Genomic DNA, 12,117 nt, shown 5'->3' with positions numbered 1-12,117 from the left:
GGTCGGATAATGACCGGCACGCTCGGAAAAACCAACATCAACGCCTTACCCGCCAACAACAGCTGATGAACGGGCAGACGCCCGTGATGGAACGAGGAGCTTCTGGTTAAGAAGCGCCGGCAGATAGAGCCCTAGCAAGGAGGATCCATGAGTGTGACAACCACGGAGCAGGACGGAATAACGTCCGAAGAGTATCGTGACCTGTTTCGGAACCATCCTGGCGGCGTCGCGATCATTACGGCTGAGACTGAGGACGGACCCACGGGATTCACCGTTACATCAGTCAATTCGGTATCGGCGAGTCCACCTGTGCTCATTTTTACCATCAATGCGGCCTCACGGACGTGGAAGAGCCTCCAAACTGCTGAAAGTGCAGTCGTACATTTTCTTGAGCATAGTAACCGTGAGCTCGCCGTGAAATTCTCCACTCCGGGGATAAACCGATTCATCGACACAGAATGGTCGATGCTGCCCACTGGGGAACCGCTACTTAGCGGGGTGCAGACGTGGGCTCGCGGACGCGTGCTGCGCAGGATAACGAGCGGCAGCAGCGTGATCATCGAGTTACTAATCGACACTTCTAATACAAGCGAGAACCACGAACCGCTCGTTTATCACGCCAGAAGATATCACCGGCTCAGTGAAAATTCCGAAATCATCATCTAGTTTGCCTCTATTTTTGATTACCATGGACAAAGGTCCGAGCGCTCAAATTCCGGTTGAATACCGCCGGTGATGTCGACAAATGGCGACACAAAGATAAACCGAAACCTTGAAACTTGGAGAAAAGAATGACGAGTTCAACTCTAACTCCGCGGCCGCAAGTCTTGGCGGATGCTTTTGTGCCAAGCAGTGCCGTCACTAACACGGCTCTCATAGTCGGTGGTACTGCCCTCACAGCTGTCTTGGCTCAGGTTTCTATACCGATTTGGCCGGTACCCATCACCGGGCAGACCTTGGCCGTTTTACTTGTAGGCTCGACGCTCGGCCCAGTTCGTGGAGCACTGTCTATGGTTCTCTACTGGACTGCAGGCGTCGCCGGGGCACCAATCTTCTCCGAGGCTTCATCTGGGCTATCGACTGCCATGGGCCCCAGCGGCGGCTACATCGTAGGTTTTATCGCAGCCGCTTATCTTGTCGGCAAGCTTTCACAACGCAGTTGGGATAGGAAGTTCGTCGGGGCCGCCTTAGCATTCTTGGCCGGAACGATAGTCACGTTCGCCATCGGCATGGTTTGGTTGGCCGTTGCCCTTGGCGCTAGTCTCCAGCAGACCCTTGAGTGGGGGCTGTACCCTTTTATCATCGGAGGGATTATCAAGGCTGCGATCGCCGCTGCGGTGATTCCCACGCTCTGGAAGATTGCACCGAAACTACAAAAGTAACGCTCTAAGCGTTAGTCTCCGATCTGTGACGCAAATACGACAGTTGCAGGCTTATGATGCTACCCTGGGCAGCATCATAAGCCTGTTGTTGTGGGCGACTTGATCCAAAACTAACTCCCGCCCGTTCCGTGGCAGAGGGCTAGGGTCTCGGATTCTTCGCTATCACGTCAGCGGCTTCCGGGGACGAACACCACTCAGGGCAGCCGCAGGCCTGAGGCTCATGCGGAAAGCCAGATCCTTGGCATTCTACTTCCGTGCCGACGCGACCATTCTCCCGACTTTCACCCTGAGGCCGACTGCAGCGTGGGTATGAGGATGGGGCGGACAGAACTTGTCGCATGAGCTGACAACAACGGGCCAGGTTTTGCGCGCAAGCTGTTTTAGCCGGGCAAGCATAACTCCTGATTTCGGCCTAGTTTGAAATCTGCGGCTCGGCAGTCAGTTCGTGTCCGCCGACGTTAATGGTGACCTCGCGTAAGGGCTTGAGCTTGATGATTTTTCAGGTTCAACCCGGCGGGGTCCTGGAGATAGCGGGCTACAGCCAGTGCTGTGACGACGATCGTCAGGTGCCCCCGATGGCGCCTGGTTCGGTGGAAGAGCGGACGGGTGGCCGGAGCCACGGGGGCCTTGGTTTGGCGGGACCCGACGATGAAGCGAAGGCCCCGCGTCATCGAGTGCTTGCAGGTTCGCGAGCGGGAGCATCCCGGCATCTGCCACTACGACCATGTCGGCGGCCGCCTGACGAGCCTGGAACGCCGGAATTACTGGGCCGATTGTGGGTTTCAGTCTTGTTTCCATCGAAGGAATATGTCGCCAGCGGGAAAATTGGCACGGTCCACCAGCAGGCCGACGACGGCCTGCTGGTGGACCGACCCGGCGTTCCTTCGAATTTTGACTTTGCTGCAGTCGTCTTCCTTCTCGGCCTCGAAACACAGACTCGTCACGTCTTGAAGCAGCAGACTGATGCCAGTGGTGGCAACGCTTCAACGAAGCACGCCTTGGCCACGAGGTCGTGGTACTCGTTACTGCAGCGTACGAGTGCCTTGGTGAGTGTTGCGATGCACCAACGGAATTCCAAGCTCGTCGATGACCCGATACTGTCGGACTTCGAAGTTGGCTCGACCAGTGGCCAGCACCAGCTGAAAGAACGCCTCGTCAGTCAGGGCATCGAAGCCGAGCGCCGGCATGCATGAAAACGGTCAACCCAGCATCGGTGTGGGCGGATCTGAGGTGCGCAACGATCTGGCTCCGCCCGCTTAGTCCACGATCTGCACCATAGTAGACCGCAACCAATCTTCCTAGAGTTGTGCATCGCCACGTCCGCCAGGATTTCCATTCCGAGTCAAAACTCCGCAGGCTAGCCCTGTTACACGTCCAGCAACCCTGGCCCGCGATGGTCCTAGTACGGCGAGGATGCGCTTAGACCAGAAGTCATGGCAGGCCTCTCAGCAGTTGACCACAAGGCAAGGCATAGCAGGGTCAGCGTCCCTGCTATGCCAAGCGCCGCTGGAGAGCGACAACACCGATCTAGGACCGGCAGGTTTGTAACCTGTTCCTGATTGACCCGGTTAACTGGGTAACGAGGCAGCTACACAATGACAGAAATCAGCCCGTGTATGTTCGTCTGCGCTTTTCGCCGGGATTCAGGAGACAGGTTGACCGGAAAAGAGGACACAGCTCAAAAGGGAAGGCTAGCCAACCGGTCGGGCTCCTTCTGGCCACCTCTTAAAAATAGCGGTTTCGAAGAAGCCAAACAATATATTGATGAGGTACCCAAAAGCGCCGATTACAACGAGGAGGGCCCATACTGCAGCGGATTCAAAATACTGTTGCTGGTCCACTAAAAGCCGCCCCAGCCCACGCCCAGTTCCGATGATGTCGGTCACAAGAGTCACAATCAGGGACATTGACACACTGATTCGCAAACCGGTCATGATGTTCGGGCCCAACGACGGAAAGATCACCTTCGCCAAGCGTTCGACCGGTGTAAGACCGAGCGTCCGGGCCATCTCTTTGCGTACGGCGGGAATCGTTCGAATACCTGTCACAGTATTCAATAAGATCGGCCAGACGATGGCTAAAACAACAATAGTGACCGATGAAAGCAGCGTAGGGCCCAGAAGCAGACCCAAAGCCGGCACCAGGGCCGGCGGTGGAACGGCGCGGAAAAAATCTAGGAACGGCGTGAGCGCTCTATCCAGAAGGTTACTCGATCCAATCAACATCCCGCCCAAGATGCCCAGCACGGTGGCCACTATCAACGACAGTATGAACGTTGTCAAAGTCCTTTCGACAGCCGGCCACAACTGTCCCGATTTTGCCATCTCTGCTAGCGCGGGTATCCACGTTTCGGGCTTGGGGAACGAAAAAGGATCCGGTCCTCCAAGGACCTGCCAAAGAACTAGAGGGACGATCAGGAGCAGTAGACCGCGTACTCCTTTGAACGGCTTCAGAAGAGCGCCCAGAGCGTTCCCCGTTCTCTTCACTGCGACTGGGCCGCCAGCTTGTGGCTTGGTCACGGTCATGCTCATGACGCACCTCCAATTGCGCTTCCAATTCCAGGCAAGGCCTTGCGCACCCCTCGAATCATGATGACGTTCAGCAGGTAGCCAATGATTCCAGAGATAATCACCCAAACCCACATTTGTTCAGGCTGCAGAGCAACTTGCGTCCGATAAAGCCTTCCACCCATTCCCTGGGGATTTATCAACATCTCAGCAACAATTACGACCACTAAAGCATGGATGACTGCCAGCCTTGATCCCACTAAAATAGATGGCAACGCCGCTGGAAAAACCACTTTTCGGAAAGTATCGCCGGTTGACAGCCGAAATGATCGGGCCATTTCAAGAAGCCTTGGGTGTATCTGCGCAACTCCTCCAATCGAATTGATTGTAATCGGCCACAACGCCGAAAATACCGCAACTATCAGCTCAGTTTTAGGCTCAGGACCCCATATAAGCAACGCAATAGGCATGAGCGCAACCACTGGAAGCGAGCGAAGTACATTGACGGTGCCCAATGTGTAAGTTCGAACAAACGGAACTAAAGCAATAACCGAACCGAGAATGACGCCCCCGACGATAGCTATGGCAGCAGCTAGAAGCGTGATTGACAACGTATGCCCCACATACAGGAGAATCTCTCCCCGTGCGGCCATCTCGGAGAATGCCTTAGTGATTCCGATCGGCGAAGGCAGGTACTCGAATCGCAGAAAGGTTGCGGTGGATACCTGCCATACGGCAACGAGCAACAAAATAACTGCAATGCCCGGAACATTTATTCGCGCGTTTAACTTCATGTCGCCCTCCAGCCAACTACTCGACTTCAAGCGCCAAGGCCAGTTCATGGCGTGCGGCGAGGTATGCAGGCAGTTCCCGTGTATTGATTTGGTGGCGCGGCCTGGCGAGATCGACATCGTACTGAAGAGTTAGCGTCCCGGGGGACCCGGCGATGACAAACACGCGATCACTGAGATAGACGGCCTCGTCCATATCATGCGTGATGAAAAGAATCGTCGCGCCGGTTTGTTCCTTGACCTTCAGCAGCTCATCCTGAAGTGCAGCCTTGGTCATTGCATCAAGCGCACCGAACGGCTCGTCCATCAGCAGGATACGTGGACGCATCGCTAGTGCCCGGGCAATTTGCACACGTTGCTGCATTCCACCCGAAAGGCGCCACGGGAACTCGTTCCCGCGCGTATGCAGGCCGACCATCCTGAGCGCTTCTTCCACGCGGGCTTCACGCTCTGCCTTGCTCAGCGCGCGTTCGAGGCCCAAACCAACGTTGCGTGCAACAGTGCGCCAGGGGAGTAAGGCGTTGCCGTAGTCCTGAAATACCGTGACTACTGTTTCCGGAGGCCCGTCAATGGCTTGCCCGTAGACCCGGGCTACGCCCGAAGTCGGCGCCAGCAGCCCGCCAAGGACGCGCAACAGCGTCGTCTTCCCTGTGCCCGAACGACCCACGATGCCGACTATTTCCCCAGTTTTCATCGCGAAGTTCACGTCCTGCAGAATGGATAATTTCCCACCCTCAGTCGCGAGGTCGACGGAAACCCCTGCCAGTTCGAAAGCAAATCCTTCAGGCGCATCGGCGTGGTTGTCAGCATACGATGGATTTGTCTCTAACAAAGACTCTTCCTGGTTCATGTGCCACCTTCAATTCTTTCGGGTCCATTGTCACGATTTCAGTTCGACTGCAACCGGATTTGGACTGCGATATCAGATCAAATAATTTCGCGGTTAGCTAGCCGGGTCCCTCTGTATCCCCTCTCAAGCGCGCGCCAAGTTCGTCGCCCGATCCGTCGCCCGCAGCCACTGCTTACTCTCGATGAGGTTCCTGCAAGTCTCGGCGTGGGCCCACTCTTCTGAGGACAGGAGCCGCTGATGGAAAGCCAAGAGGGTTGTGACGCCCTCAATTTCCATGTCCTCGAGCGCTCGAAGCATCCGGGCAGTCGCCTCGGCCCGGGTCGGCGCCCAAGCTATCAGCTTGGCCAACAGAGGGTCGTAGTAGGGTGTCACTTCCGCACCTGTGGACACTCCGCTGTCGACCCTTACCCCGTCCGCCTTGGGCTCAATCCAACGCGTGATTCGTCCGGGCTGCGGAAGGAAGGATTTTGCTGCGTCCTCTGCGTTGATGCGGCATTCGATCGCATGACCCCGGACTTGAACTCCATCTTGGTCGAACGACAGTCGCTCCCCCGCAGCTACCCGAATTTGTTCTTTGACGAGGTCTATGCCCGTGACCATCTCGGTCACTCCATGTTCGACTTGAATTCGAGTATTCATCTCGAGAAAGTAGAATTTGCCATCTTGATATAACCCCTCCACGGTGCCCAAGGAGTGATAATTTACGGCGCGGGCAGCGCGAATCGCTATGTCACCTATAGCAATTCTTTCTTCAGCTGCAAGAATTGGTGCCGGGGATTCTTCAACCAGTTTCTGGTGCCGGCGCTGAACAGAACAGTCGCGCTCGAATAGATGCACAAGGTTTCCGAACTTATCACCGATTATCTGGATTTCGATGTGGCGTGGGTCATCCAGGTATTTTTCGACATATACCGAGGGATCGCCAAAGAATCTTGCACCTTCGCTGACTGCACCCTCGAACGCCTTTTCCACCTCCATCGCCGTTCGTGCGACACGCATGCCCCGACCTCCGCCTCCGCCGGAAGCCTTCACGACTACAGGGAAGCCTATTTCGTTGGCGATAGCTAGAACTTCATCGCTCTCCGTCACCGCCTTCCATACGCCGGGGACTATAGGCACGCCCGCCTGCTCCATGAGACTCCGGGCTTCGATTTTTGATCCCATCTGACGCAGTGCCGAGGCGTCTGGACCTATAAATGTGATTCCAGCCGCCTCGCACGCGTCGACTAGCAGAGGATTCTCAGCCAGCAGCCCGTACCCAGGGTGAATGGCGGCCGCTCCTGTAGCTACCGCTGCTGCTACAACCCGCTCGATATTGAGATAGCTTTCCGAAACGGCGTTGCCGCCTATACAAACATGTTCATCCGCAACTTGAACGTGAAGTGCATCGGCATCGATCTCCGAGTGCACTGCAACAGTGGCTATGCCCAATTCATGCAACGCTCGATTGATGCGAACCGCGATCTCTCCACGATTCGCAATGAGAACTTTTGAAAACATCTCGTCACCCTCCTCTACAGGGATGCGCCTGATCCCGGCCTGAGCGTCACCACTGGGGCGCCAGGACTGACGGCATCTCCCTCGCTGACATGTATCTCGTGGACGATTCCCGGGCTTTCCGCCTCGACAGGAATCTCCATCTTCATTGATTCCAGGATGAGCAGTTCGTCACCTTCGTCGACTGCATCCCCTACTTGTACGAGCAGCTTCCACACAACAGCCGTCAGTTCGGCTTCAACGATTGTCACAGGGCTATTCCCTCAACTTTCTTCAGTACTACGGTCACGGACGGACGGTACGTTCACGGACACCCGCTTCAAGCGTTCCGTAGGCCCGCCGAACCCAGCGACACAAGATGGGGCGAGTGTCCCTTGGATCGATAACGTCATTTATTCCGAACCTCTCCGCTGTACGAAGCGGAGAGCCAAGGGCAGCAAACTGCTCCTCAAGCTCGCGTCGACGGGCATCAGGATCAACTGCTTGTTCGATATCGCTCTTATATAGAGCATCCACACCGCCCTCAATGGGCATGGGCCCCCAACGCGCAGAAGGCCAGGCGATCCTGTTGTCCAGTCGCCGCGATGGCCCATACGCAGCGCCTCCCACCCCAAACAGGCGGCGGACGACCACCGTATACCACGGAATCGATGCCTGTTCGACGGCGGCAAGCACCCGTAAGCCGCGCCGGATCGTTCCGCGCTTCTCCGCTTCTAGGCCTATTAGAGTCCCAGGCTGATCTGCCAAATTAACTACAGGCAAGTGAAAGGTATCGCATAGATCGATATGACGCGTCAGTTTCTCAGCCGCCGCGTCGTCCATGCCACCGCCGTAAAATTTCGGATCATTTCCAATAAACCCCACTGGATAGCCGTCCAGACGGGCGAATCCAACTACACTCGATCTTCCCCAGTTTCGACCAATCTCGAATACGCTGTCCCGGTCAAAAACGGCATTGAAAATACGGCGAGAGTTATAGATTTTACGCACATTCCTCGGAATCGCAGTGAGGAGCGAATCTTCACGACGATTTGGATCGTCTAGAGTCGGCAGCCGCGAGGGAAGATCATGCACACTCGGCGGTAGATATGACAGGAATCTTTGTGCCTGTTGAAGCGCGTCTGCCTCATCCATAGCTAAATTGTCTACAACGCCGCTATGTCCAGCATGAACATCCGAGCCGCCGAGTTCCTCTGCTGTCAGGATTTGGTTCATGCCGGCAGCAACAATAGGCGGGCCCGCCGCGAAAACTTGCCCAATGCCCTTCACCTGAACAGAGAAGTGCGAGGCTGCCACCCTCCACGCGCCCAATCCCGGGCTGGGACCACTTGCGATGGAAACAACAGGCACTTGAGACAATACGGAAAGCCAGTCCCACTTAGCGCCCGGCAACATGGTATAGCCGCGATCTTCAATGCTCTTTAAACTCGCCCCGGCCATGTCCACAATCCGAATCAACGGCATCCGCAGCTCGGAAGCCAATTCTTCGATATGTGTCCGTTTGGCAGAACTGGCCTCATTGGGGGTTCCATGTCCGACAGTGTAATCGTCAGCAGCAACTGCCACGTCTCGCGCGTTGATTTGCCCAATACCAGTTACGACATTGGAGGGGATGAAGCTTGAACCTAGTTCGCCTTGTGACTCGTCGGCCACTCCAGTGAGTCCGCCGACTTCCTCAAAAGAGTCGGCGTCTAGGAGATTGTATAGCCGCTTTCGAACGTCCCACTTCCCTTTGGCATGCTGACGTTCGACAGCCTGCTCTCCGCCCATTCTCAGAGCACGCTTGCGCCTAGCCTCAATCTCCTGGACTTCATGCTCCCAGGAGACCGGTGCTGTAGTCTGCGACAACAGAGCTTCCGATTGTTCTTCAGCGCGCATTCAGTACTCCGGAGTACTGTTCGCGGAGAACGACCTTGTCGATTTTTCCGAGCGCGTTGCGCGGAAACTCGTCTACAAAGTGCACCTCTCTTGGCGCCTTATAGCCGGCGAGTCTTTCACGCACACGTTCAGTGATGTCTTGGCGAACATCTTCCTCGGTTCGCGCAATGGGACCAGATAGTTTGACAATCCCTAGCGCGCGCTCTTCGTAGATAGGATCGGGTACGCCAATGACGGCTACTTCTGCAACGTCGTTGACAGTGGTGATGACGTCTTCGACTTCCTTGGGATAAATATTCTCGCCACCCGAAATAATCATGTCTTTCTTGCGACCGACAATGTACAGATATCCCTCCGCATCCATTCGGGCAAGGTCTCCCATCATGAGGAAGCCGTCCTCAGTCAATGCTTCTGAAGTGAGGTCTGGGCGTCCGTAGTATTCGGTCATCAAAAACTCAGACTTCACCTGCACTTCGCCGACCTCGTCAGGCCCCAATTCGTTGCCATGATCGTCAACAATCCGCACTTCAACTCCCGGTGCGGGCCGGCCTATGGACGATAATCTCTCGTGGAACTCGTCACCGCTAATCGAGGAGACCATCCCCGATTCGGTCGAGCCGTAGAAGTGCACAAGTTGCGCATTGGGGAACGCTTGTTGTATGCGCAGAAATTGGTCAGGAGCTGCACCATTGCCGCCGATACCGCAGTACTGGATCTTGCCTGTATCGATACCGTTAAGGGCGCCGGATTCGAACAACAACTCGAACTGGGCAGGAACGCCAGAGATGTGTGTGATTCCTTGTTCTATGTGACCCGCTGCCCGATTTGGGTTGAATTTGTAGATACGAGTCCTACCACCCTGCAAGAGCGTTTGAAGCGGACCGGTTCCTCCTCCGACGTGGAACTGCGGTGCCCCCCGCAGGACGAAAGATCGCCGGCCTTGCGGCTGCACCATAACAGAGACGATTGCTTCCATAATCCTCTGGCGCTGCGTTCTCGCCACGCCTTTGACTTGGCCGGTCGTACCACTTGTGAAAATGATCTCGTGAGGCGAATCCTCGTCACTTGCGAAGACAGCGTCGGGGTCGCTGTCCACAAAAAGACTTTCCCAACGCTCCCATCCCCTCGGCAACAATGCCTCGGAATCAGCCAAGACAAACCGACGCTCGATTCCCAGGCCGTCGGACACTTCCGTCATCTTCTCGAGGTAGTCAGGGTGCACGATGATGCAGGCGGGGCGCACAAGCTCAAGAGCGGCTCGAAGTTCCGGCCCCCGCAGCCAAAAGTTGAGCGGGCTGAAACGCAGCCCCGCCTTGGCAGTGCCGAAATAAGCTATCAGGTAGTCAGCGCAGTTCGGGCTTAGCCAAACCACTGCGTCGCCGGGGCGCAGCCCTTGTTGGATGAACCCTGCCGCAACACGCGTGGTGTCCCGATGCCATTCTCCGTAGGTATAGGACTTCTCAGCGTCTTCGATGGCGACACGGGTCTCGTTCGCCTTTCCGAGCGTGCGGACCAGTTCTTGATAATTCAACATTGAAGATCTCCCCTCTTCGAAATGGAAACATTGGGCCTGATGGCTGCTACCACCGTGTCGGCCAGCTCATCAGCGGCTTATCGTGCGTTTGTTCGGCGTAGCGTGGAACAAGCCGCTCAAGGTCTCTCACAAGAGTCAGTCTTGTCTCGGCGGGATCAATCACTTCGTCGATCCTCATTCGCTTAGCTGGTATATATGCGTCGAATTCCGTGTCGAACTCCTCCCCGGATTCAGCCAGCACGCTTTGACGCTCAGTTGCCGATAAGCCCCCCAAATCGCGTCCTCTGACCACTTGCGCACCTGCCTTTTGATCCATGAATCCGAAGGCAGCGCTTGGCCAGGCGTAGAGGCCGTCCACGGCCTCGAAGACACCACCCAGCGCGAAGTATCCAAACCCGTACGCCTTGCGCATCACGACAGTCAGTTTCGGAACTGTCGTCAGCGAGAAAGCCTGCTGCATCATGATCGCTTTTGCGAGTAGCCGATTATGCTCGACGGACTTTCCGACCATGAAGCCCGGCAGATCTTGGAGAAAGATCAGGGGAAGGTTGAACGACTCACAGAGGCAAATGAAGCGGACGGCCTTATCGCATGAGTCAGGATCAAGCGCTCCAGCTTGAAACATCGGTTGACTGGCGAGTATCCCGACTGAATAGCCTCCGATCCTGGCGAACGCGGTGATCAGTGGTTTGCCGAAGTCTGGCTGGATCTCTAGGATTTGTCCGTCATCGGACAGCCTCCGCAGTACCTTGCGCATGTCATAGGCGCGCCTCATGCGACTCGGGACAAGGTCCGCCAGCGTGCTGTCGGTTAGAGACGTCACGTCGAAATCCAGTCGATCCGGCACTTGGTCCGCGTTGGACGGGAGATATCCCAGAACGTTACGCACGATGTCCGCCGCTTCGCTGAAATCCGATGCCCCAAAATCTACTTGACCGGTTTTACTAAGATGCACGTCAAGGCCGCCCAACTCCTCGGCCGTCACGGATTCGCCAGTAGCTACTTCGATCAAACGTGGGGACGTAATTGACGTGCAGGCCCCTTTGACTTGCACGACGATGTCGGAATGAGCCGCTGCAAAGGATGATCCGCCGTAAGACTGACCAGTGATGACACTCACCATCGGGATACGACGCTGCCGTGTGGCGGCCGCTCGGTCCAGATCCATCTCGGTCAGGCCCTCGGCGCCGAGGATGTCTGGGATCCGGGCTCCAGCGCTCTCGCCTAGGACCACGAATGGATTACCACGCTGTAGTGCCTGGGCGAATAAACGTTTCTTGCGGCGCGTTCCCATGGTCGCGGTGCTGCCGCGCTTCACAGTCACGTCATCGCCAATAATCGTGATGGGCCGGCCTCCGACACTGCCATGCCCGCCGATTTTTCCATCGCCAGGCGTTGTCGCCTCATCGTCAGGGCGACCAGATACGACGAAGGTTCCTGTTTCGACAAAACTCCCGTCGTCACAGATCTCGGCAATCCGCGAACGCACTGATTCGGCCCCCAGTTCGGCAAGCCGTCCGCGCACGGTGGCGTTGTCGAAGCGGTCCCTGACTGCGCCACGTCTCCTATGGAGTTCGTCAACAAGGCGTTGCTGGCCTTCGTCGCGCAAGCGCGCGCCGGCGTTGGGTGGCGGCGTGGTGCTGTTTGTGTGGGTGGGCGTTTGATGCATTATTGGGCT

Annotated in this window: 10 protein-coding genes and 1 pseudogene; 2 read left to right on the top strand and 9 right to left on the bottom strand. The window is 56.3% G+C overall.

Annotated features, from left to right (window positions below):
• Positions 1-147: 147 nt before the first annotated feature.
• Complete coding sequence (locus AC5RW2_RS38050) at positions 148-666, top strand: flavin reductase family protein (protein ID WP_493964523.1); 519 nt, start codon at positions 148-150, stop codon at positions 664-666.
• Positions 667-791: 125 nt separating this feature from the next.
• Entirely contained in the window at positions 792-1,382 is a 591-nt protein-coding gene (locus AC5RW2_RS38045) for a biotin transporter BioY (RefSeq protein ID WP_493964522.1), read from the top strand.
• A gap of 590 nt (positions 1,383-1,972) precedes the next feature.
• On the opposite strand, the pseudogene AC5RW2_RS38040 reads toward AC5RW2_RS38045, so the two are convergent.
• The 9 genes and pseudogenes from AC5RW2_RS38040 to AC5RW2_RS38000 form a co-directional block, all read right to left on the bottom strand.
• Positions 1,973-2,539 (bottom strand): annotated as a pseudogene (locus AC5RW2_RS38040) (IS1634 family transposase); the annotation flags it as partial.
• Positions 2,540-3,073: 534 nt separating this feature from the next.
• Positions 3,074-3,913, bottom strand: coding sequence for an ABC transporter permease (locus tag AC5RW2_RS38035; RefSeq protein ID WP_493964520.1), 840 nt, complete (start codon positions 3,911-3,913; stop codon positions 3,074-3,076).
• Positions 3,910-4,683 (bottom strand): ABC transporter permease, encoded by a 774-nt coding sequence (locus AC5RW2_RS38030; protein ID WP_493964519.1) that lies wholly within the window; start codon positions 4,681-4,683, stop codon positions 3,910-3,912. The genes AC5RW2_RS38035 and AC5RW2_RS38030 overlap by 4 nt, the downstream gene beginning before the upstream one ends.
• 16 nt (positions 4,684-4,699) lie before the next feature.
• Positions 4,700-5,530, bottom strand: coding sequence for an ABC transporter ATP-binding protein (locus AC5RW2_RS38025; protein WP_493964518.1), 831 nt, complete (start codon positions 5,528-5,530; stop codon positions 4,700-4,702).
• A 123-nt stretch (positions 5,531-5,653) separates the two neighbouring features.
• Positions 5,654-7,030, bottom strand: coding sequence for an acetyl-CoA carboxylase biotin carboxylase subunit (gene accC, locus AC5RW2_RS38020; protein ID WP_493964517.1), 1,377 nt, complete (start codon positions 7,028-7,030; stop codon positions 5,654-5,656).
• Positions 7,031-7,044: 14 nt separating this feature from the next.
• Positions 7,045-7,278, bottom strand: coding sequence for a biotin/lipoyl-binding carrier protein (locus tag AC5RW2_RS38015; protein WP_493964516.1), 234 nt, complete (start codon positions 7,276-7,278; stop codon positions 7,045-7,047).
• A gap of 34 nt (positions 7,279-7,312) precedes the next feature.
• Positions 7,313-8,905: an acyl-CoA carboxylase subunit beta gene (locus tag AC5RW2_RS38010; protein ID WP_493964515.1), complete on the bottom strand. Its 1,593-nt coding sequence runs from the start codon at positions 8,903-8,905 to the stop codon at positions 7,313-7,315.
• Positions 8,895-10,439, bottom strand: a complete 1,545-nt coding sequence (locus AC5RW2_RS38005) for a class I adenylate-forming enzyme family protein (RefSeq protein WP_493964514.1) — start codon at positions 10,437-10,439, stop codon at positions 8,895-8,897. The genes AC5RW2_RS38010 and AC5RW2_RS38005 overlap by 11 nt, the downstream gene beginning before the upstream one ends.
• 46 nt (positions 10,440-10,485) lie before the next feature.
• A partial coding sequence (locus AC5RW2_RS38000; protein WP_493964513.1) for an acyl-CoA carboxylase subunit beta occupies positions 10,486-12,117 on the bottom strand: 1,632 nt, incomplete at its 5' end.

Source organism: Arthrobacter sp. B0316-1-20 (assembly GCF_059091865.1).
This window is presented reverse-complemented; position numbering and strand designations above follow the sequence as displayed.